This is a genomic window from Myxococcus faecalis (assembly GCF_050039385.1).
GTDB lineage: Bacteria > Myxococcota > Myxococcia > Myxococcales > Myxococcaceae > Myxococcus > Myxococcus fulvus.
In genome coordinates, this window is the sequence record NZ_CP144336.1 from 359,429 (window position 1) to 380,383 (window position 20,955).

A 20,955-nucleotide genomic window follows, 5' to 3' on the forward strand; every position below is an offset into this window, starting at 1 on the left:
GAAACGACACGCGGCGCGCTCCCGAGGACGGGGGCGCGCCGCACATGACTCACTCAAACGGCCATCAGCCCAGGATCTTCGCCAGCTTCATCGCGAGACCCATGTCCATGGGCTTGAACTTCAGCTTGCCCTGCATGGCCGCCATCTGGGGGTTGAGCGTCTTGTTCTTGATCTTCACGAAGTCGTCGTTGCTCACGAGGATGGTCATCTTCGACGCACCTTCGTGGCCGGCGGAGACCCAGCCCTCGGACTTGGTCAGGTCCAGCGTCCACTTCCCGCCACCCTCACCGGAGACGTCGAAGTGGATGATGGCGTTGACCTCCTTCGCCAGCTCCGGCTTCGCCGTGAGCTTCTGCGGAATCTCGGTCTCGATGATTTCCTTCGCGGTCGTCATGGGGCGCTCCTTGGCCTGGTCGTTGATTGGAGAATCAAGACGGGGGGACCGTAATGTCGCCCCCCTGGCAGGTCAAGGCATCAGATGCGCCGTGTTCATCACGCGCTGGTCGTGTTCGCGGCCGACGAGGGCAGTGAGCGGCGCACCATGTTGAGCAGATCATTGAGCTCGAACGGCTTGGCCAGGTGCCCCACCGCGCCGATGTCCTGGGCCTTGCTGCCCACGTTGCGGTCCGCGCTGAGGACGATGATGGGGATTTCCGCGTGCGTCGTGGGCCGCTGGCGCATGCGCTGGGCGAACTCCCACCCGTCCATCACCGGCATCATCAAGTCCAGCAGGATGAGGTGGGGGGGCTCCGGCTCGAGGCGCTCCAGGGCCTCCTTGCCGTTGCGCGCGCGGCGGATGACGAAGCCCTCGGCCTCGAGGATTTCGGAGAGGGCTTCGAGGATGTCCGGATCATCGTCCACGACGAGGACGACGGGGGCACCATCAGGCTGTGTGTTAGGCGGAGTCAGGGCAGTCTCCCTCGGTGCGACGCTGGGGATTCTTCCACCATCCTCCCACCCGGCGGCGCAACAAAAACGCGCTCCCCGCACGCGACGGGGGTGCACGTTGCAAAACCGACAGTCACGCCCCACCCTTTCCGTGACCTGCTGGACGGGAGGTGGAAAACGTGAGGAGCCCAGGGGAGATGGGAGCTGGCAGCACGGCGGAAGCGCCTGGCCTCGTCCTCGTCCCCACGCAGGGGCCCCCGCGCCTGCTGGGCGGCCTGCTGCTCGAGCATCTGGGCCTCCAGGCGCTGCCCGGGGACGTGAGCTCCCTGGACGCCCTGCTGGGCGCCGCCGGCTTCCAGCGCCGCATGGGGGACGCGCGCCTCTGGGAGAAGGACGACGACCACGTCCTGCTCGCGGGCGAGGAGTCCCTGGGCGACGGGGGGCGCCTGTTCTGGACCTTCCCCGTGGCGTGGGACGAGGCCGACAACCGCCGGCGGGTGCGCTACCTGGGCATGGCGTCCCACGACCTGCGCGGCTCGCTGGCCAACATCCGCTCCTATGCCGCGCTGCTGCTCAACGGCCGCTCGCCGCTGGAGCCCAAGGTGCAGCGCGGGCTGGAGACCATCCTGCGCAACGCGGACCGCTCGCTGTCCTTCTCGCAGGACTTCTTCGACTCCAGCCGCGCCGACCTGGGCTCGCTCGCCTGCGAGCCGGAGCGCCAGCCCCTGTTGCCCCTGCTGGACGCGGCGGTGGAGCGGCAGCGCGCGGCGGCCACCGCCGCCAACGTGGCGCTCGTGCTGGACCTGGACCCGAGCGAGGCCCAGCCCGAGGTGAGCGTGGACGGCGCCCGCATCCAGCACGCCCTGGAGGCCTTCATCCTCTACCAGCTCTCCCGCGCCCAGCCCGGCGAGGTCATCCACCTGCGCATCCATCCCGGCGCGCCCCGGGTGCGGGTGGAGGTGCGCCGCGAGGGGGTGCCCCTGTCGGACGAGGACGCCTCGGCGGTGTTCCGGCGCGAGGAGCGGGCCTTCCGGGAGAAGAAGCTGGAGGATCCGCTGCGCATCTACCTGGCCCGCCAGGAGGTGGAGGCGCACGGGGGAAGCGTGGGGGTGGAGACGGATCCGTCCGGCAGCTCCCTCTTCATCACCCTGACGGCGGTGCCGGGCGCCACGCTCGCAGAGGCAGCGGCCCTCCAGGCATGACACGTCCGCTCTTGCTGGCGGTCCAAGGCGCCCCCCGGTATGCTCCGCCCGTTTTCACGAAGGAGCCGTGATGCTGGGGCTGAAGCCGATGGAACTTCTTCTCATCCTGTTTGTGCTGCTGCTCCTCTTCGGGGCCACGCGGCTGCCGCAGCTCGGCTCGTCCCTGGGCAGCGCGATTCGCAACTTCAAGCGCGGCTTCGGCGGCGAGGAGGACGCGGGGACGCCCGGCGCCGACAAGAAGGGCGGCAACCTGGCCAGCGGCGGCAACGTGGACAAGGACGTGAAGTCCTCGTCCCCCAGCAGCCACGCCTGAGCCCCGCTTCCTGAAGCCCCCTTGACGCACGACGCCCGCTCCACCCCTCCTCCAGGGGCCGAGCGGGCGTTGACGTTTCCACCGGCCAGCCGGGCCCCCGGTCGACCGCACCGGGGGCGAGCGGCCTTGAGCGCTACTCGACGACGGCCACGTTGTCGTACATGGCGTCGATCTGCGCCTTGTACTTCTGGCTGCACACCTTGCGCTTCACCTTGAGGGTGGGCGTCAGCTCGCCGGACTCCTGGGTGAAGTCGGCGGACATGATGGTGAAGCGCTTGATGGTGGCGTACGGCGGCGAGTCCGCGTTCACCTTGTCCAGCACCGCCTTCACGGCCGCGTGGACCTCGGGGCGCTTGGCGTTCTCCGCGTAGCTGCCCACCGGGGCGCCCTTCTCCTCCAGCAGCTTCTTCGCCGTGTCCTCGCCCACGGTGATGAGCGCCACCAGGTACGGGCGCTTGTCGCCGTACACCATGGCCTGGCTGAGGATGGGGAAGGTCTTGAGCGTGTTCTCGATGTTCTGCGGCGCCACGTTCTTGCCGCCCGCGGTGACGATGATGTCCTTCTTGCGGTCGGTGATGCGCAGGTAGCCGTCCGAGTCCAGCTCACCGATGTCCCCGGTGTGGAACCAGCCGTCCGCCTCCAGGACCTCGGCCGTGGCCGTGTCGTTCTTGTAGTAGCCCTTCATGATGCAGGGGCCACGGGCGAGCACCTCGCCGTCGGAGGCGATCTTCACCTCGGTTCCCGGCATGGCGGGGCCCACGGTGCCGATCTTGATCTTGTTCGGGCGGTTCGCGTTGGTGGGCGCGGCCGTCTCCGTCAGGCCGTAGCCCTCCACCACCTTGAAGCCGAGCAGGTCGAAGAAGTAGCCGATCTTCCGCGACAGCGGCGCGCCGCCGGAGACGAACAGGCGCATGTTGCCGCCCAGCTTCTCGTCCAGCGTGCCGCGCACCTTGGTGAACACCAGCTTCTTGGCCAGGGTGAACGCCAGGCCGTCGTACTCGCGGCCCTGCTGCTTCGCCTCGACGTACTCGTCGAACAGCTTGAAGGCCCAGCGCGCCATCCGGCCCTTGAGGCCCGGGGCCGACGTGCCGTTGGACACCACCGTGTTGTAGACCTTCTCGAACACGCGCGGCACCGACGGCAGCACCGTGGGGCGCGTCTCCACGATGTTCGCCATCAGCTTGTCCACCGACTCCGCGATGATGAGCCGGAAGCCCATGGACAACCACGCCGCCTTCACCACCTGCGCGAACACGTGCGCCAGCGGCAGGAACAGCATGACCGCGTCGCTGGGCTCCATCATCCCGATGGCCTGCACCGCGTGCGCCTGGTACGTCCAGTTGCCGTGCGTGAGGATGGCGCCCTTCGGGTCACCCGTGGTGCCCGAGGTGTAGATGAGACAGTTGGTGTCCTCGGACTTCACCGAGGCCACCCGCTCCTCGAAGGACGCCGGGTTGGCCTGGTGCGCCTCGCGGCCCTGGGCCATCACGTCCGCCAGCGCGACCTCCTGGCCGCCCGCCACGGCGCCCTCGAAGACGATGACCTTCTGGACGGTGGGGCACTCGGCCAGCTTCTGCCGCACGCGCGTCAGGCGGCCCGCCTGCTTGGCATCCTTCTCGTCATTGTCCACGAAGACGAAGGACGTCTCCGAGTGCTTGATGACGTAGCGGAACTCGTCCGGGAGGTTGGACGAATAGATGGGGACGGTGATGGCCTGCGCCGCCGTGATCGCCAGGTCCGCGACGATCCACATGAGGCTGGTGTTGGCGAACAGCGCCACCCGGTCCCCGGGCTTCACGCCCTGCGCCACCAGGCCCGCGGACAACGCCTTCACGTCGTCCAGCACCTGCCCGAAACTCACGTCCTGCCAGCGGCCGTCCTTCTTGTGCGTCACACCCGCCTTGGAGGCGTTCTGCGCGCGCTGGATCAGCAACTGGACCAGGTTTCCCTCCTGCGCTCCGGCCGCCGAAGCCGAAGGTCCTACCTGATTCTCTGCTCTCACTTGAGCTCCTCCTCGATGTCGGCTTCGACCTTCTTCGCCCACTCCTGGATGCGCCGTCCCTCCGGGGGGTCGTACGCGACGCTGCCCTGCTTCACCTTCTGGATGGCGTTGCGCGCCTCCTTCGCCTTGTCGTCCCTGAGGAGCGTCTCGGCCAGGAAGTAGTATGCGCGCAACATCTCCGGATGCTGCTGGATGGCCTTCTCGTAATACTCGGCCGACTTCTTGAGGTCCCGCTTGGGCCAGGGCAGCTCGTAGTAGTAGCGCCCCTTGGCCAGCAGCGGCGCGGCGCCGTAGAAGCCGGAGTCCAGCTTGATGGCCGCGTCGAGCCGCTCGTTGAACTTGCCTTCAAGGCCCTCGCCCAGCGCCTTCATCACCCCCACTGCTTGAGAGTAGGCGCCAATCCCCGCCGCCGCGAAGTAGTGGCCTTCCACGCGGTTGGGGGCCAGCTTGACGGCCTTCTCCGCCACGTCCCACGTCTGCCGGCCGAGCACCTTCTTGAGCTTCTCGCTCGCGGCCCCGTCCGCCTGCCACTGGAGCTGTCGCGCCTGGCGCCACACCAGCTCGAAGTCGTCCGGCGTCACCGACAGCGCCGCCTTGAGCTCGGCCTCCAGCGCCTTGCCACCCTCCGCCTCGCCACGTCGCTCATGCAGGGCATCCAGCCGAGCGAGCAATTCCGGCTCCGCCGCCCGTGCCGAAACCGCCACGAACGAGCACAAGGCGAATAAAATCAAGCGCATGGCGGGTGGGCTTAGCACGCACGCTCGGTTGCACGCAAACGACCAGGACCGACTTTTCCACCAAACAGAAGGGGCGGGTCCAGCAAGGGTTGAAGACCCCGCCAGTCCCGCCCCATTCGAGCGCCTCCCCAGGTGGGGAAGCGAGGTGGCTCAGGCCACGTCCTGCAGGGCCTGCTCCTCGTTCTCGTTGAACGCCGAGAGGTAGCGCTCGAGGAACGTCTTCGTCTTGAGCTCCACCTGGCGCACGCGCTCGCGCGACACGCCCCAGCGCTGCCCCAGTTCCTCCAGCGTCAGCGGCTTGTCCTGCGTCAGCCGCTCCGTGAGGATGTCCCAGCCCAGGTCGCCGATGCGCTTGCGCACCTTGGTGAGCGCGTCCTGGATTTCGGTGTCCTGCTCGTTCGACAGGAACACGTCCTGGGGCGACGGCCCGTTGTCCTCCAGCCGGTCCAGGAAGGTCGTCTCGCCTTCCTCGTCGATGGAGGCGTCGAGCGAGAAGTCCACCATGCTGCCCCGCTCGGCCTCGCCGCCGCGCACCTGGCTGCGGTTGTCCTTCAGATAGCGGGTGATGTAGGCGCGAATCCACCACACCGCGTACGTCGCGAAGCGCACGTTCTTCTTCGGATCGAAATGCTCGATTGCCTTCATCAGGCCGACGTTGCCTTCCTGGACGAGGTCATCCAGGCGAGCGCCGCGATTGGCGAACTTCTTCGCGACGGCGACAACGAAAGCCAGGTTGGAGGTGGCGAGCGTCTGCCTCGCCGACTCGTCGCCCTTGCGAGCGCGCCGAGCCAGCTCGTACTCCTGCTCGCGAGTCAGTTGCTGGTGTCCCCCCAGCTGACGCAGGTATTGCGACAGGCCCTCCGCCGCAAACTTCGTCGAGTTGGCCATGATTTCCCGTCCTCCGTTCGATGCCGGACGCGCCGTCCCCGCCGACTCGCGTCCACCTGTCTCTAGGACGCCCAACGAGCGAAAGGGTTTCTCATTCCATCGCCGAAAGTCGTTTCGACTGTCGAACTTCGCCCTCACGCGGACGCAAGGCTTGCGCTTCCGCTGACTTGCAAGGTCGAGAAGCACCGACTCCCACGGCGATGGCCGCGACGCGGCCACTCACTCATCAACGTTTGAGCGCGGGGAAGATTTTCTCGGGATTGAGCAGCCCTGATGGGTCGAAGAAGGCCTTGAGCCGCCGCTGCAATTCCAGCAGCGCTGGCTGCTGTTCGAGCGCGAGAAATTCCCGCTTCGCGAGGCCCACACCATGCTCGCCTGTGATCGTCCCGCCCAGCTCCACCGTCATCAACAACATGCGGCGCAGCGCCTCATCCACCAGCGGGCGTTGATGCGGGCCTTCATAGAGGATGTTGGCGTGGAGGTTCCCATCGCCCGCATGGCCATACGTGGCCACGGTGAGGCCCAGCTGGGCGCCCATCGCCTTCAAGCGCTCGATGACCTCGGGGATTCTCGAACGTGGGACGACGATGTCCTCGGAGACCTTGCGCGGCTTGAGCGCGCGCAGCGCGGGGGAGATGACCCGACGCACGGCCCACAGTTTCTCGCGTTGGGAATCATCCTGCGCGACGAGTGTTTGACTGGCTCCCTGCTGTGCGCAGATGTCGCCGAGGCGTGACAGCTCCTCCAACAAACCCTCTGCGCCGTGGCCATCGACCTCGGCGATGAGGGCCGCGCCCGCGCCGGGTGGGAACTGGAAGCCGCGTCCGTCCACCGCGCGCAGGGCCACGTCGTCGATGAGCTCCAGGCATCGGGGCAACAGGCCCGCCGCGAGCACGGCCGACACCGCGCGGGCCGCGTCCAGCACCGACGGAAAGACGACCAGGGCGGTCAGCACTTTTCGTGGGAGCGGAATGAGCTGGAGGGTGATTTCGGTGGCCACGCCCAGCGTGCCCTCGGAGCCGACGAAGAGGCCCACCAGGTCGTAGCCGGCCACGCCCTTGATGGTGCGCCGCCCCACCTTGACGACCTCGCCGTCCGGGAGCACCCACTCCAGGCCGATGACGTAGTCGCGCGTGACGCCGTACTTCAGCGCGCGCGGGCCGCCCGCGTTCTCCGCGACGTTGCCGCCCAGCGTGCACGACTCCCAGGAGTTGGGGTCCGGTGGATAGAAGAGCCCCACGGCCTCCACGGCCTTCATCAGGTCGCCCGTCACCACGCCGGGCTCCACCACCGCGGTGAGGTCCTCCACGGAGATGGAGCGGATGCGGTTCATGCGCTCCAGGCTCACCGCCACGCCGCCGCACAGGGGCAGCGAGCCACCACTCTTGCCCGTGCGCGCGCCACACGGCGTGTAGGGGACTCCGTGCGCCACGCAGGCCTTGAAGATGGCGGAGACCTGCGCGGTGTCCTCGGGGAACACGACGACATCCGGAGGGAAGATGCCGCTGTCGGACTCGTCCCGCGCGTAGGCGGCGAGCGTGGCCTGGTCGCGCTTCAGCTGCCCGGCGGCGAGCACCCGCGAGAGCGCCTCGCACACGCGCTCCACCCGCTCGGGCTCCACGCGGTCCGGCCGCGCGGACACGTCACTCATCGCCGCGCCCCGAGCCGCGCCCACAGCTCGCGTCGCAGCGCACCGTCGCTGCGCAGCTCGCCTTCATAGGCCTCCGCGTGGGTGATGGCGTCGCGCTGCTGGGGACCGCGCATGCGCAGGCACGCCTGCTCCGCCTCGATGATGCACGCGGTGGCGGGGCTGCCCAGCTCACGGGCCAGGGAGCCCGCGACCTCGCGCGCCAGGTCCTCCTGGAGGATGAGCCGGTGCGCGAAGCAGTCCACCAGCGCGGACAGGCCGCCGAAGCCCGCCACGTGCTTGCCCGGGACGTACGCCACATGCGCGACGCCCGTCACCGGCAACAGGTGGTGCGGACACATGGAATGGAAGCGCAGGCCCGTCACCACCACCAGCTCACGCGACGAGCCGCGCGGCGCGGAGAACGTCTTGCCCAGCACCTCTCCGGGCGTCTGGGCATAGCCGTCCAGGAACTCGCGGCTCCAGGCGTCGGCCACGCGCTTGGGCGTGTCCACCAGGTTCTCGTCATCCATCGGCAGGCCGGCGGCCCGGAGGAAGGCCTCCACCGCGCTCGCCATGGCGACGGGGTCTGGCACGCTGGCGAAGGACCTGGGGGCAGGGACTCCGCGGGGACGGACTTTGGACGAGCTCACGGGGCAAGGACTCCTGCGGGGGTGCGGGCGCTCAACGGCCGGGCACCCTATCCGATGCGGCGATGAGGATCTCCCCACCTCGCACGAGCACGTCGTAGATGCGAACCTTCGCGTCCGGGCGCCAGGGGCACAGCCCCGTGCGGACATCGAACGGCCAGGCGTGCAGGGGACAGTGCAGCAGCGTCCCCTCCAGATCTCCCTCATGAAGCGAGCCGCCACGGTGGGGACAGGTGTCCTCCAGCGCGTGCACCTGCCCGTCGACCCGCACCAGGGCCACCCGGGTGTCTCCCACCTGGACCACGGCGCGACCGCGTGCGTCCAACGCGGTGAGCCGCGCCACCGGAATGAAGCGTCCGTCCGGTTGTCCTTCCTCCATCCAGGTGTCTCCCTCGCCCGGGCCCACCGGGCCGCCCTACGTGAATGCGGTGACACGAGTATGCGTCCCACCACCGTGCTAGCCTGCCTTGACTCTCCCGGGGGCCGTCAGTAGAGCACCCGGGCCTCCCCCCTTCCCGCCGATGACCCAGCGCGCCCATACCTTCGCCCGCGGCACCGCGACGCTGTTGGTCGTGCTGTGGGCGTTGCAGCCGCTGGGGACCCTGCTCCATGCCCGGGACGCGCACGCGCACCGCTTCTGTCCCGAGCACCAGACCTTCGAGGAGACGGCCAAGGGCACGGGTGCCATCCAGGCCCGGCTCGCCCCGGAGAAGCTGGCGCAGCTGACCGCCGTTCCTCCCTCGGGCACGGACTCCAGCCGGCCGACCCACGAGACGTGCCCACTCCTCACGTCGAGCTCGCGCGACGAGGGGTGGTTCGTCGCGCCCTCCTCGTGGGTCCTCGCGCGGCTCGTGGTGAGCCGTCCCACCACCGCGCCGCCCCACGTCACCCCTCCCCTCTCCGTCCTCGACACCGCGCCCAAGTCCTCGCCACCCGCGCACGCCTGAGTCGCGTCCGCAGTGAGCTTGCAGGTCCTGTGCTGTGGGGCGCCACGCGCACGCGTGCGTCCCGTCCGAGGAGCATCACCGGTGTCATCCGTTCCACGTCGTCCGCACGGCGCGCTTTTCGTCGTGTCCCTCTCCGTCCTGTTGTCCACGGCCACGGCCGCGGCGCAGGAGCTTTCCCCACCCTCTCCCGATGCGGGCGTCCCCGCGTCGGACGCGCCCACCGCCGAGCCCGACGCCGGCCCTTCCTCCGACCTGCCCGCCGGCCTGACGCCGGAGGAGATGGCTCAAATCGAGAAGGCCTTCGGCGGCGACACGCAGCAGGGCGTGCCCGCCAGCACCTCCGCCGCGCCGGATGCCACACCCGGCGGGGGCTTTCCGCTGTCCATCCCTGGCGCGAGCAGCGGCACCAACTTCCTGGACATGAGCTTCATCCTGGATGTGGCCGCGGCGGCCTTCACGTCCAAGGAGCCGCTGCAGGGCGGCGCGCATGACCCCACGCGCAACGGCTTCAACCTGCAGCAGCTGGAGCTGTCCATCGGCTCGGTGGTGGACCCGTACTTCCGCTTCGACGCGAACATCGTCTACAGCCAGTTCGGCGTCGAAATCGAGGAGGCCTACGGCACCACGCTGGCGCTCCCCGCGAGCCTCCAGGTGCGCGCGGGTCAGTTCCTCACCCGCTTCGGCCGGCTCAACGCCACGCACCCGCACGCGTGGGACTTCGTGGACCAGCCCTTCGCGATGAGCCGCGTCTTCGGCGGCGAGGGCAACCGGGGCCTGGGCGTGGAGCTGTCGTGGCTCACGCCACTGCCCTGGTTCGTCGAGGTGACGGGCAGCCTCACCGACGCCACCGGCGAGGCCACCGCGCGCAGCTTCCTGGCGTCCTCGGGCGACCGCGTGTTGTCGCCGTTGGACCTGCAGGCCACGGGCGTCGTGAAGCAGTTCTTCCCGCTGTCGGACGACCTGTCCTTCATGTGGGGTCTGTCCGGCGCCACGGGCCCCAACCCCACCGGCTACCGCAACCGCACGGACATCTTCGGCACCGACCTGTACCTGCGCTACCGCCCGATCACGGAGGCGAGCAACACGCTGGTGTCGCTGCAGGTGGAGGCGCTCTACCGACGCAGGCAGGTGCCCGGCGACGTGCTGACGGACTTCAACGCCTACGCCCAGCTCGCGTGGCGCTTCTCCCAGCGATGGGCCACCGCCGCGCGCTACGAGCTGGGGACCGCGGCCAAGGGTGAGGACGGCCAGGTGGCCGTGGACCCGTTGGACCCGGAGTGGACGAAGCGTCGCGACCGCGTCTCGGTGAACCTCACCTTCTGGCCCACCGAGTTCTCCCGCCTCCGCTTCCAGGCCGCGCGTGACAACGCACGGTGGCGCGACGAGGCGGACTACTCGGCGTTCCTCGCCCTCGAACTGGTCACGGGTGCCCATGGCGCCCATGCGTTCTGAACCTCTTTCACGGGAGCCCTTCCCCATGCGTTCTCTTCGATTCGTCGCGGCCCTGTGCGCCGCCCTCTGTGTGCTCGCCGCCGCCCCCGCGCTCGCGGCCGTCAATGTCGTCACCACGCTGCCGGACCTCGCCGCGCTGACCAAGGCGGTGGGCGGAGACCTGGTCAAGGTGCAGTCCATGGCGCTCGGGACGCAGGACCCGCACCGCGTCGACGCCAAGCCCAGCCTCGCGCTCGCGCTGCGCAACGCGGACCTGCTCGTCTGCGTGGGACTGGACCTGGAGGTGGGCTGGCTGCCGAACCTCCAGACCGGCTCGCGCAACCCGCGCATCCAGCAGGGCAGCCCGGGCTTCCTCAACGCCTCGCAGTTCGTGCGGCTGCTCGAGGTGCCCCCCACCAAGGTGGACCGCAGCGAGGGCGACGTGCACCCCGGCGGCAACCCCCACTACCTCTACGACCCGAGGCAGGGCGCGGCCGTGGCGCGCGGAATCGCCGAGCGGCTGGCCCAGCTCGACTCCAAGAACGCGGCCACCTACCGCGCCAACGCGGCGAAGCTGACGGCGGACCTGGATGCGGCGCGCGTGGAGTGGGAGAAGCGGCTGGCGGGCCTGAAGGGCGCGCCCGTGGTCGCCTTCCACCGGACGACGGCGTACCTGGCGGACTGGCTCGGCTTCGACGCCATCGCGTTCCTGGAGCCCAAGCCGGGCATCCCGCCCAACCCGTCGCACGTGGCCGGCGTGCTGGTGCTCGCGCGTCAGCGCAAGGCGCGCATGGTGCTCATCGAGAGCTACTACAACGACCGCGAGGCGAAGATGCTCGCCGGCATGATTCCGGCGCCGCTCGTCGTCCTCCACGGCGGCACGGACTTCCGCGCGGGCGAGACGTACCTCCAGCACATCAACGAGATGGTGGGCAACCTGGAGAAGGGCCTCAACGCCGGGAAGGGGGGCTGACGCCATGAAGCTTGGACGACTGCTTCCCCTGTTGTTGCTGTCCGGCTGCGCGCTGGACGCGGGCGAGGGCTTCGCCGTGCTCGAGCCCACCGTCCACGCGACGTATGTCCCGGCGGTCTCGCGCGATGCGGGCAATGGCTTCCAGCGCCTCGCGTCGGACTACCAGCTGCGACTGGACTCGGCCGCGCTGGGCGTCTCGCATGTCGAGCTGGTGGGTGGCGCGGGCGGTGGTGGGCCGACGACGTTCGACCCCGCCAATCCGCCTCCGGGTTACTCGCTGTGCCACAACGGCCACTGTCACAGCGACAGCGGCGCGCTCGTGGACTACGAGGACATCGAGGCGGAGCTGGGCGGCGGCGCGTCCTCGTCCGTGGTGGCCGCGCTGCACGTGGATGGCACGCTGGACCTGCTGACGTCGGCGGCGACCCCGGTGGAGTGCGAGCCGGACTGCGAGCTGCCTCGCACCGCGCTGTCCCGCGGCGTCTGGGAGGTGACGGCCGTCACGCTGACGGGCGTCGTGCGCGACTCGCGCGCAAGCCCCAGGCTCCAGGAGGTGCCCTTCCGGCTCACGCTCGAGTCCACGGGCGGCGAGGAGGCCGAGCCGCTGTTCACCGTGACGGGGGACGTGGACGTCCCGTCGGACCGGGAGCACAAGCCGCGCGTGAAGCTGGACCTGTCGCTCGCGGTGCCGCCGAGCATCTTCGACACCGTGGACTGGGCCCAGGTGACGCCCGGCGCGGACGGCGTGCTGGACCTGGGCACGGCCGCGAACGAGGCGACCCGCAAGGCGCTGCTCGCGGAGCTGGCGGAGCTGACACCCCAGGCGGAGGTCCGACGTGAAGACCGATGAGCCCGTGCCCTCCGAGGGCACCGCGCACGCCGTGTCGCCGACCTTCACCGTGGGCGAGCCGCTGCTCACCTGCACGGAGCTGGTCATCGGCTACAACGACAAGGCCATGCTGCCGCCCATCAACATGGTCATCCGCCGCGGCCAGTTCATCGCCGTCGTCGGTCGCAACGGCTCCGGCAAGAGCACCTGGTTCAAGACGCTGCTGGGCATGCTCGAACCGGTGTCGGGCACCATCTCCCGGAGCCATCCGACGATGCGCAGCGCGTACGTGCCGCAGACGTCCAGCATCGACTCCATCCTCCCGCTGCGGGCGCGGGAGCTGACGGCGTGGGGGCGGCTGCGCGGGTGGAGCTTCCTGTGGCCCTTCGCGCGCAAGCCGGAGCGCGACGCGGTGGAGGTGGCGCTGGAGACGGCGGGCGCGAAGGCCATCGCCAACAAGCCCTACCGCGAGCTGTCCGAGGGCCAGAAGCAGCGCACGCTGCTGGCCCGCCTCATCGCCACCGAGGCGGACCTGGTGCTGCTGGACGAGCCCACCGCCGCGATGGACGCCGTCGCCGAGCGCGAGACGATGCAGCGGCTGTGCTCGCTCGCGCGGGAGCGCGGCCTGGGCGTGGTGGTGGTGTGCCACGACCTGGAGGTGGCCGCCGAGCACGCGGACGTGCTGCTCTTCGTGGACCGGGAGACCTCCGCCTTCGTCGTGGGCGACGCGCGCACCGTGTTCTGCCACCCCGCCTTCCGTCGTCAGTACGGCGACGAGTACTGCCACCGCGCTCCCGAGGGACCCCACCGTGGACCCGATGCTCGCTGAACCCTCCCAGTGGCAGCAGTTCGTCGAGGGGTTCGAGCTGTTCAGAGACCCGCTCCTGTGCGCGCTCCTGGCCGGGGGCGTGCTGGGCTTCCTGAGCGTCTACGTCGTGCTCCGGCGCATGGTGTTCGTCAGCGCCGCGGTGGCCCAGTCCGCCGGCCTGGGCGTGGCGCTCGCGTTCTACGCGGGCATCCACCTGGGCTTCGAGGTGGAACCCGTCATCGGCGCCACCGCGCTCGCCCTGCTCGCGACGATGCTGCTCATGATGGACCCCACGCGGCTGCGCCTGACGCGTGAGAGCCTGCTGGGCATGGCCTATGCCCTGTCCGGCGGCGCGGCCATCCTCGTGGGAGACCGCATCGCCCAGGAGTCGCACGACATCCAGGGCATCCTCTTCGGCACCGCCGTGCTGGTGACGCCCGAGCAGCTGCGCACCGTGGCCGTCGCGGGCATCGCGGTGATGGCGCTCCACCTGTGGTGGTACCGGGGCATCACCTTCGCGAGCTTCGACCGCATCGGCGCGCTGGTGCAGGGGCTGCCGGTGCGACTGCTCGACGGCGTGCTGATGGTGTCCATCGGCGTCATGGTGGGCGTGTGCGCGCGGGCCCTGGGCGCCCTGCCCGTGTTCGCGTTCTCCACGCTGTCCGCCATCGCCGCGCTGATGTTGGACCTGCGGCTGCCGTGGACCTTCGTCGTGGCGACGCTCGCGGGCATCGTCTCCGGCGTGGGTGGCTACATGTTCGCCTACTTCTTCGACTTCCCGGTGGGCGGCTCGCAGACGGTGGTCGCCGCGCTCCTGGTCGGCGTGGCCATGGGTGCACGCGCACTCATCCAGTTCGTTCTGCGCAGAGCCAGTTGAAACCCGTGCGTGCCGGGTGAGGGGTATCCCCCGGCGCGCAGATATGCACCCGCGCGAAGGCCGTTCCCCGTTCATCCCAGCGATGAATGACGCGAGGTTGCACATGGAGCCGCGAAGCGGGTGGTGGTGTCTTGTCTGGCTGCTCTTCGTGGGGTGTGCCCATGCCCCCCGCTCCGAGGAGCCTGACACGCCGAAGTTCGAGCACGTCTTCCAGAAACCCCTGGAGGAGGCGCTGGCCGTGACGCGGGAGCTGCTCGCCAACCGCGGCATGACCTTCGAGCAGACGGAGGACCCGCACCAGTTGCTCACCACGTGGGAGGTCCGTGACTCCATGCGGACGGCGAACAACACCTATACCCGCTACCTGGTGACGGGCATCGCCGTGGGTCCGCGCCAGTCCGTGGTCCGCGTGTTCAAGTCGACGTTCCAGTCGTCCGGGAACGACGCCAGTCGCGGCGACCACTGGTGGAAGATCCTCTGGGAGCGCGCGGAGATGGACATTCAGAGCCCAGCCCAGTTCCAGACGGGTCTCCAGCGCGCCATGCCACGCAGAGGCGGTCCCATCGAGCTGCGCAACGCGCTCAAGGGGACCCGAGACCTGGACCTGGAGAAGGAGCTGACGCTGCGGCTGGAGTCCGGCCCGTCGCTGGAGGTGGTGAGCGGGAACGTGAAGGAGGACCCGCGTCCACCGGCTCCCGTGCGCGACTCGGACTTCTATCTCACGCGCTGGAAGGAGGACGGCGTGAAGGAGGGCCCCTGCGCAGAGACGATGCGAGGGCTGCATGAGCTCCTGGCTCCGGGGCTCACGCTGCTGGTGGGCGAGCAGCTGGGCTCACGCGAGGCGCCCGCGGTCGTGGGCGAGCTGGTGTGTCAGGTGGCCGAGCTGGGGCTGCCCGTCGCGCTGGGCGTGTCCATCCCTCGCAAGGAGCAGGAGCGGCTGGACCGCTACCTCGCGAGCCCCGGTGCGCCGGCGGACCAGGACGCGCTGCTCGAGGGGCGCTTCTGGCACCGGCCCTATCAGGACGGCCGCAGCAGCCGGGCCATCCTGGACCTCATCGACCGCGTGCGGGCGATGCGGCTCGCGGGGCTCGCGGTGTCGCTGGTGGCGTATGACACGGACCTGAAGGGCGGCAGCGAGCGGGACCAGGCGCAGGCGGACCTCTGGAATCGTCGCAGGCAGGCGCTCAAGGACGAGGTGCAGGTGGTCCTCGCGGGCAACACGCACACGCGCACCGTCGCGGGCACGCCGTGGGACAAGGCCTTCACGCCCATGGCCCACCTGCTGAAGGCCTCGCGGCTCGTCGTGCTGGAGATGAGCTACGCGCAGGGCACGCGGTGGGGGTGTGACCTGGACCGCGCCGGGAAGATCCAGTGCGGCTTCGTCGGCGCGACGCCCAGCGGACGCGTGGCGGCGCGGCCGGGCCTGTCGCCCCACATCACCCTGTTCGAGGCACCCACGCCCGAGGGCACGCATGGACTGCTCTACGTGGGCGAGCTGTCGCCGTCGCTCCCGGCCATCTCGCCCCACAAGGAAGCACCGCCGCCCACGAACATCCGGCCGCCTCGGCCGATGCGCGACGACAAGCCGCCCATGTTCTAGGCGTCAGCGGACCGCGGTGGAGATGGCCTTGAACTCGGGCGTGCCCGCGCGCCCGAGCACGTCGAACAAGGCGGTCTCCACCGTCGCCACCACGGCGCCCGCGTCGCGGCACAGGTCCAGCCCCACCCGGCGGTCCTCCGTCGAGCGCGACAGCAGCGCGTCCGCCAGCAGCACGGGCAGCAGCCCCTTCTGCGCCAGGTCCCTCGCCGTCTGGAAGACGCAGATGTGCGTCTCCATTCCCGCGATGAGCACCTGCTTGCGCTCACCCAGCTGCGCGAGCACGTCCGGCACCGCGGCGCTGAACTCGAGCTTCTCCACGGCCTTGTAGCTCTTCAGGAACATCTTCAGGAGCGAGTGCGTGGGCCCCAGCCCCTGCGGGTATTGCTCCGTGACGATGATGGGCAGCCCCAGCGCGCGGGCCCCCTGGATGGCCGCGTTGGTGCGCGCGAGCATCCGGTCCAGTGCGTCGCGCTCCATGGCCGCGCACAGGCGCTCCTGGACATCGACGATGAGCAGCGCGGTCTGGTCCTGCGTGAGACGGAAGGTGGCCATGCCCCCTCCTCGCGCGAATGGCGCGGGGCCGTCAAGCGCGAGGCACGGTGGACGCCCGACGCCTCACGCTTCGGCGCGGGCCGCTTCGGGCGGACAACACTCGCGGCACAGCGTCCGGTTGCGACCATGCGCCACGGCCAACAGCACGCCGCCGCCCACGGTGAGTCCCACCTCCCACGCCTCGTCCGCGCCCTCGGGCACCAGGAAGGCCCCGGCGCCGAGCAACCCGAGCCCTCCCACCGCGAGCACCGGCACCCACGCGCGGCGATGCAGCCGCCACCCCGGGAGGAAGGCCGCGAGCGCTCCGAGCAACGCCAACGCCAGCAGCCCGCGGTGAGCCCCCTCCCCGCCCAGCCACCCCGCCAGCGCCGCGGGCAACAGCCCGAGCACCGCGGGGAGCACCAGGCAATGCACGAAACACAACGCGGAGAGCAGCTGTCCCACGCCATCCCAGCGCGAGGGCGCGACGGCGCTCCGTTCAAGAGAGCTCAACAGGACACCTTCTCCAGGGAACGGAAGTCGGGAGGAACCGGGGGCGGCGCCTCCGCTGTGTGGACCAGTCGCAGGATGCGCCCGCGGCCGGAGATGTACGTGCGCGCGCGCCGCAGCTCCGGCAGGTGCTCGTCCGCGTCACGCCACCGCTCCAGGAAGCGCTCGAAGTCCTGCACCGCGAGCACCCGCTCCCCCATCGCCACGTGCGTCTCCGCCAGGAGCAGCCGGTAGTGGCCACACGCGGGGCGCTCCTCCACCAGCGCGCGCGCCAGCTCCAGCGCCTTCTGCTCGCGCTCGCCGCGCAGCCGCGCCCGGGCCAGCGTCTCCCGCGCGGGGCGGGAGAAGGCCGAGGGCCCCGCGGTCCGCAGCCGCCGCTCCATGCGCCACGCGCGCACCAGCGTGGCCTCGGCGCGGCCACCATCACCCCGGCGTGACTCCAGCGCGCCGCGCAGCTCCTGCTCGGCCACCTCCACGACGCGGGCGACATCGCGCGGACACAGCTGCCGTCCCTCGGCGCGGCGCAGCTCGGACAGGGGCGCGTGCAGCAGCGCGAGCGCATCACACGCGCGCTCCACCTCCGAGAGTCGGCCGGCATCCATCGCGTTGATGCCGCGCGTGTACAGGCGCAGGCCATCGCGCAGGCCCCGCTCGGCCGCGGAGAGCGCGCCCGAAAGCTCCAGGGGCACGTCCGCCGCCGCGCGGCAGAAGCCGAAGCGCAGGTGCGTGGACACCAGCGTGGACGCCGCGAACAGGAGCGCCTGGGGCTCGGCGCCCGCGGACTCCACGCGCTGACGCAGCCGCCGCGCCCACGTCTGCGCGTCGCTGTACTGCCCCGCCTCCGCGCAGCCCTGGCTGAGCAGTCGCATGGCCAGCTCCGCGCACGGCGCGAAGGACGCGGGCAGCGACTCCGCCGCCAGGTACGCGTCATCCGTCTCCACGACGGCCTCCAGCACCCGATAGGCCGCGTCCGTCTCCCCCAGCCGGCTCAGCAACCGCCCCGACGCCAGCAGCGCGGGGCTCGCTCCAGGCGCGAGCCGGGGCAGTCGCAGCGCGCTCTCGTGCGCCGCTTCGGGGCGGGAGCTCGGCAGCGTCGCGCACACCCAGGCGAAGTGGACGCCCACGTGGTCCGGACTCGTGCGCATCAAGTCCCGCAACATCGCCTGCGCGTAGGGCTGGCCCTGTCCGGGGCGGCCGTCCGGCTCGTAGCCGTCCACGAGGAAGCCCGCGAGCAGCAGCTTCGCCTCGACGTCCTCGGGATAGCGGTCGATGAGGCTCTCCATCTCGCGGATGAAGGCATGGCGACCGTTGGCGGGCCCCTTGTCCGACAGCAGGCTGGCCGCGACGATGTAGCGCTGCTCCAGGTCCGGCAGGCCCTCGCTCAGCGCGAGCGCGCGGGCCATGGCCTCGGCGCGAGCGGCCGCGAAGCGCGCTCCCGGCCCGCGCGTCAGGGCCAGGCCCCACCACGCCATGGCCAGCTCCGGGTCGTGCCTCGCCGCCTCCGCGAAGGCGCGGCGGGCCTCCGAGCCCCAGCCCAGGTGCAGGAGGCTCAAGCCCTGGTCGAACCAGGCCTGCGCCAGCGGCACACGCGTGCTCACCTTCAGGTGCGAGGCGCCCAGTCCCTCGCGCAGCCGGGGACGCGGAAGCGCCTCGTCCGCGACGTCCTCCCAGGCGGCCTGGACGTAGACGGATGGCTCATCGTTGCGCAGCAGTCGCGACAGCATGATGTCCTCCCAGTGCCCCGGCATCCGAGGCGCCACAGGCTTCGAATTCACAACCCAGTGAGCGAATGCGCGCGCCGAGCCGCCACCACGCGGCGGCCAGCGCTTCCGGTGGAACCGGAGACGCCTTGCGCCGCGACGCGACGCACGCACGCCTCCAGTCCAGTCCCACTTCCCGCAGCACCCAGTCCTCGTGCCCGGCCAACCACTCGGCGAGCTCCACCAGACACTGGTGGACCTCCCGCCGCTCTCCGACGGTGGCCGGAGCCCGCGAGGGACCCAGCTCACTCGCCTGGAAGGCCGGACGCGCGGGCGCGTGCTCGAGCCAGCGAGGGGTGAAGCCGTCCCGTGGGACGAAGACGGCCTGACCGCACTCGCACAGCGCACCGAAGCCCCAGAGCGACAGCCTTCCGCCGTGCGCCAGCGCGATGGAGTAGGCGCTCTGCCCCTCCACGCCCTCGGGCCGCGCGTGACGCGTGAGCCCTCGACGCAAGAGGAGGTTCCCCTCCGGGCAGCGCACATCCTGTCCGAGACACCACATGGTGACGTCGAACAGGCGGTCCGCGTCCCGGAGGACGTCGCGGGGAAGCAGCTGAAGGGCCTCGGTTCCAGACATGGGGTCTCCGGGGCTCAGCTCGCGGACTTCTTCGCGGGGGCGCCGGAGCGGATGGCCGTGTCACCGAACAGGGCCTTGGAGTCCACCGCCGCGCCGCCCTTCTTCGACAGCACCGCGTTGATGGCCCGCACCAGCTTGCCGCGAACCTTGCGGGGCAACGGCTTGTCCTCGAGCGCCGCCTGGAGCTGCTGCGAGCTCACACCCCGGCCGCTCTTCGGCTTGGCGAGCGACAGCTCCGTGTAGCTCTTGCCCTGCGTCTCCTTGTCCCGCCGCTTCGAGGTCCGCTTGCGCGCGAGCGCGCGGCCATCACTCCCCTGCGCCTCCAGCTGACGGGACAGGCGCAGCAACGCGTCGGAGGCAATCTGCTTCTCGGTCAGGAACTGCTGAAAGGTACCCATGGTCTTCTCTCCAGGAGGGGCCGGCCGGAAGGCCGACCCCGGATTCGGTTGAGGCAGGACACGAGGCCCCTCGCGAGGCCCCGGACACGCGGCCGGCTAGTGCTCGTGGCCCTCGTGCGACGCCTCCTCGATGACGAGGTTCACGGACGCGGAGGTGGTGGGGCCGAAGGTGAAGGTGAACGTGCCGACGGACAGCGGGACGACGTGGCGACCCTTGATGTCGGTGCAGGACTCGGAGCTCTTGGCGCTCTCCTCGATCTCCACCGCCGCGCCGCTGGCGTCGGTGATGACCACCGGCACGTCCGCGCTCAGGTAGAGGACGTAGTCGGTGGCCTCCGCCGCGGCGAACGACACCGAGCCCCGACGGCCGCCCGCGCCATCCACCAGCGAGATGTCGTAGCGGCGGTGGTCGTTCGACACGGAGGGCGGCGTGCCCGTCAGCGTGGCGTTGACGGCCGTGGACGGGCCCTCGGCCAGGTGCTCGCACCCCTCGACATCGACGTCCTCTTCGTGCGGCTCGTCGTCACCGCAGGCGGTGGTCAGGAGCGCGGTGGACATCAGGAGGGCGGCCAGAAGCTTCTTGTTCATGTGTGTAGCTCCACGTGGATGGACTGCGGATACCCAGCCACCAACGCCGCCACGGACCCCACCCGCGAGGGCAGAGCCAAGACAGACATGGGCGACAGGGTGGGAATCGCGCGAACCGTGCGCGACACGGGGGGCGAGAGCGTGCACGCAGGGGAAACGAGTCATCCGGCGGCGCGTCGCGCGACGTCTGACGCGGGGCTCCGAATTCCGGAGCCGGACGTCAGGTGTCGACCACGGACCGCGGCCTCCTCACGGCATGGCTGTGCCGGGAGCGAGGGACGCGTACCCTGGGTGCTGACTCAGGCGCGAGGCGGAGAGGCCTTGGGGGCCAGGTGCAGACGGGCCACGGGCTCCGCGTGGAAGCGGAACACGGCCAGCGCCGGCGAGGAACGGGTGGGCACCCGGGTGACGACCGGGGTGACCTCTGTCGGAGGAGGACCCTCGCGACGGATCAACGTGTGGACGCAGTGGGCCTCGGAGCCGTGGCCCGCAGGAGCGTCGTCACGAGAAGTCAGCCGGACGTCGTCGAAGGACTCCTCGGCGACGGGGGCGGTGTGCGAGCCCCCCTCCTCCACGTGGACCACCTCACCGTGCTCCAGACACGTGGCGTGCTGGACCATGGCGAAGTGGAGCACCGTCCCCATGTACGCCAGCGCACACACAGCCGCGAGCGGCAGCGCCAGGAGGCGCGACCGGACGAGACGCGAGGGCAGCGAGTGGAGGGAGCGGCTCACGGTGATAGGGATTCCAGCGTTGAACGCAACGCGGTTGTAAGCCAGACGGAGCGCGCGTGCAAGTCACACGAGCGAGTCCGTGGCG

24 protein-coding genes are annotated in these 20,955 nt (G+C 70.3%); 9 read left to right on the plus strand and 15 right to left on the minus strand.

Annotated elements, in window-relative coordinates; genetic code table 11:
• Positions 1 to 64: 64 nt before the first annotated feature.
• Both VZQ01_RS01235 and VZQ01_RS01240 read right to left on the minus strand, forming a co-directional pair.
• On the minus strand, positions 65 to 394 hold the full coding sequence (locus tag VZQ01_RS01235) for an SCP2 sterol-binding domain-containing protein (RefSeq protein ID WP_223750067.1): 330 nt from the start codon (positions 392 to 394) through the stop codon (positions 65 to 67).
• A gap of 98 nt (positions 395 to 492) precedes the next feature.
• Positions 493 to 861 carry a response regulator gene (locus VZQ01_RS01240; RefSeq protein ID WP_174816746.1) on the minus strand — a complete coding sequence of 123 codons (369 nt, stop codon included), beginning with the start codon at positions 859 to 861 and terminating at the stop codon, positions 493 to 495.
• 224 nt (positions 862 to 1,085) lie between these two features.
• On the opposite strand from VZQ01_RS01240, the gene VZQ01_RS01245 reads away from it, so the two are divergent.
• On the plus strand, positions 1,086 to 2,090 hold the full coding sequence (locus VZQ01_RS01245; protein ID WP_223750068.1) for a sensor histidine kinase: 1,005 nt from the start codon (positions 1,086 to 1,088) through the stop codon (positions 2,088 to 2,090).
• An 88-nt stretch (positions 2,091 to 2,178) separates the two neighbouring features.
• Positions 2,179 to 2,403 carry a twin-arginine translocase TatA/TatE family subunit gene (gene tatA, locus VZQ01_RS01250; RefSeq protein WP_223750069.1) on the plus strand — a complete coding sequence of 75 codons (225 nt, stop codon included), beginning with the start codon at positions 2,179 to 2,181 and terminating at the stop codon, positions 2,401 to 2,403.
• 133 nt (positions 2,404 to 2,536) lie between these two features.
• Here tatA and VZQ01_RS01255 read toward each other — a convergent pair whose 3' ends face one another.
• The 6 genes from VZQ01_RS01255 to VZQ01_RS01280 form a co-directional block, all read right to left on the minus strand.
• Positions 2,537 to 4,405: an AMP-dependent synthetase/ligase gene (locus VZQ01_RS01255; protein ID WP_426746701.1), complete on the minus strand. Its 1,869-nt coding sequence runs from the start codon at positions 4,403 to 4,405 to the stop codon at positions 2,537 to 2,539.
• Complete coding sequence (locus tag VZQ01_RS01260; RefSeq protein WP_223750070.1) at positions 4,402 to 5,142, minus strand: tetratricopeptide repeat protein; 741 nt, start codon at positions 5,140 to 5,142, stop codon at positions 4,402 to 4,404. Before VZQ01_RS01260 ends, VZQ01_RS01255 begins: the two co-directional genes overlap by 4 nt.
• A 150-nt stretch (positions 5,143 to 5,292) precedes the next feature.
• A complete protein-coding gene (locus VZQ01_RS01265; RefSeq protein WP_046713205.1) occupies positions 5,293 to 6,030 on the minus strand; it encodes a sigma-70 family RNA polymerase sigma factor in 738 nt (245 codons plus the stop codon).
• 226 nt (positions 6,031 to 6,256) lie between these two features.
• Positions 6,257 to 7,681 (minus strand): FAD-binding oxidoreductase, encoded by a 1,425-nt coding sequence (locus VZQ01_RS01270; protein WP_426746702.1) that lies wholly within the window; start codon positions 7,679 to 7,681, stop codon positions 6,257 to 6,259.
• Positions 7,678 to 8,235, minus strand: a complete 558-nt coding sequence (folE, locus tag VZQ01_RS01275; RefSeq protein ID WP_046713204.1) for a GTP cyclohydrolase I — start codon at positions 8,233 to 8,235, stop codon at positions 7,678 to 7,680. Before folE ends, VZQ01_RS01270 begins: the two co-directional genes overlap by 4 nt.
• A 106-nt stretch (positions 8,236 to 8,341) precedes the next feature.
• The gene (locus VZQ01_RS01280) at positions 8,342 to 8,686 is read right to left on the minus strand and encodes a Rieske (2Fe-2S) protein (RefSeq protein ID WP_248541693.1); all 345 of its coding nucleotides are present in this window, start codon (positions 8,684 to 8,686) and stop codon (positions 8,342 to 8,344) included.
• Positions 8,687 to 8,828: 142 nt separating this feature from the next.
• Here VZQ01_RS01280 and VZQ01_RS01285 point away from each other — a divergent pair, with 142 nt between their 5' ends.
• The 7 genes from VZQ01_RS01285 (at position 8,829) to VZQ01_RS01315 (ending at position 15,772) form a co-directional block, all read left to right on the plus strand.
• Positions 8,829 to 9,254: a hypothetical protein gene (locus VZQ01_RS01285; protein ID WP_223750074.1), complete on the plus strand. Its 426-nt coding sequence runs from the start codon at positions 8,829 to 8,831 to the stop codon at positions 9,252 to 9,254.
• An 81-nt stretch (positions 9,255 to 9,335) separates the two neighbouring features.
• A complete protein-coding gene (locus VZQ01_RS01290; protein WP_223784689.1) occupies positions 9,336 to 10,706 on the plus strand; it encodes a zinc-regulated TonB-dependent outer membrane receptor in 1,371 nt (456 codons plus the stop codon).
• A gap of 25 nt (positions 10,707 to 10,731) precedes the next feature.
• Positions 10,732 to 11,658 carry a metal ABC transporter substrate-binding protein gene (locus VZQ01_RS01295; RefSeq protein ID WP_223750076.1) on the plus strand — a complete coding sequence of 309 codons (927 nt, stop codon included), beginning with the start codon at positions 10,732 to 10,734 and terminating at the stop codon, positions 11,656 to 11,658.
• A gap of 4 nt (positions 11,659 to 11,662) precedes the next feature.
• Positions 11,663 to 12,508, plus strand: a complete 846-nt coding sequence (locus tag VZQ01_RS01300; protein WP_426746703.1) for a hypothetical protein — start codon at positions 11,663 to 11,665, stop codon at positions 12,506 to 12,508.
• A complete protein-coding gene (locus VZQ01_RS01305; RefSeq protein ID WP_223750078.1) occupies positions 12,495 to 13,316 on the plus strand; it encodes a metal ABC transporter ATP-binding protein in 822 nt (273 codons plus the stop codon). The genes VZQ01_RS01300 and VZQ01_RS01305 overlap by 14 nt, the downstream gene beginning before the upstream one ends.
• Positions 13,297 to 14,172, plus strand: coding sequence for a metal ABC transporter permease (locus VZQ01_RS01310; RefSeq protein WP_223750079.1), 876 nt, complete (start codon positions 13,297 to 13,299; stop codon positions 14,170 to 14,172). Before VZQ01_RS01305 ends, VZQ01_RS01310 begins: the two co-directional genes overlap by 20 nt.
• Before the next feature lie 103 nt (positions 14,173 to 14,275).
• Complete coding sequence (locus VZQ01_RS01315; RefSeq protein WP_223784690.1) at positions 14,276 to 15,772, plus strand: hypothetical protein; 1,497 nt, start codon at positions 14,276 to 14,278, stop codon at positions 15,770 to 15,772.
• A gap of 3 nt (positions 15,773 to 15,775) precedes the next feature.
• Here VZQ01_RS01315 and VZQ01_RS01320 read toward each other — a convergent pair whose 3' ends face one another.
• The 7 genes from VZQ01_RS01320 to VZQ01_RS01350 all read right to left on the minus strand — a co-directional run bounded on the left by VZQ01_RS01320 (position 15,776) and on the right by VZQ01_RS01350 (position 20,870).
• Positions 15,776 to 16,324, minus strand: coding sequence for an isochorismatase family protein (locus VZQ01_RS01320; protein ID WP_141322786.1), 549 nt, complete (start codon positions 16,322 to 16,324; stop codon positions 15,776 to 15,778).
• A 63-nt stretch (positions 16,325 to 16,387) separates the two neighbouring features.
• Positions 16,388 to 16,816 carry a MerC domain-containing protein gene (locus VZQ01_RS01325; RefSeq protein WP_426746704.1) on the minus strand — a complete coding sequence of 143 codons (429 nt, stop codon included), beginning with the start codon at positions 16,814 to 16,816 and terminating at the stop codon, positions 16,388 to 16,390.
• Complete coding sequence (locus VZQ01_RS01330; protein ID WP_426746705.1) at positions 16,813 to 18,537, minus strand: hypothetical protein; 1,725 nt, start codon at positions 18,535 to 18,537, stop codon at positions 16,813 to 16,815. Before VZQ01_RS01330 ends, VZQ01_RS01325 begins: the two co-directional genes overlap by 4 nt.
• Positions 18,509 to 19,150: a hypothetical protein gene (locus tag VZQ01_RS01335; RefSeq protein ID WP_223750083.1), complete on the minus strand. Its 642-nt coding sequence runs from the start codon at positions 19,148 to 19,150 to the stop codon at positions 18,509 to 18,511. Before VZQ01_RS01335 ends, VZQ01_RS01330 begins: the two co-directional genes overlap by 29 nt.
• Before the next feature lie 14 nt (positions 19,151 to 19,164).
• A complete protein-coding gene (locus tag VZQ01_RS01340) occupies positions 19,165 to 19,548 on the minus strand; it encodes a hypothetical protein (RefSeq protein WP_223750084.1) in 384 nt (127 codons plus the stop codon).
• A gap of 96 nt (positions 19,549 to 19,644) precedes the next feature.
• Positions 19,645 to 20,136 carry a hypothetical protein gene (locus VZQ01_RS01345; RefSeq protein WP_223750085.1) on the minus strand — a complete coding sequence of 164 codons (492 nt, stop codon included), beginning with the start codon at positions 20,134 to 20,136 and terminating at the stop codon, positions 19,645 to 19,647.
• A gap of 299 nt (positions 20,137 to 20,435) precedes the next feature.
• Entirely contained in the window at positions 20,436 to 20,870 is a 435-nt protein-coding gene (locus VZQ01_RS01350; RefSeq protein ID WP_223750086.1) for a hypothetical protein, read from the minus strand.
• Between the last annotated feature and the right edge of the window lie 85 nt (positions 20,871 to 20,955).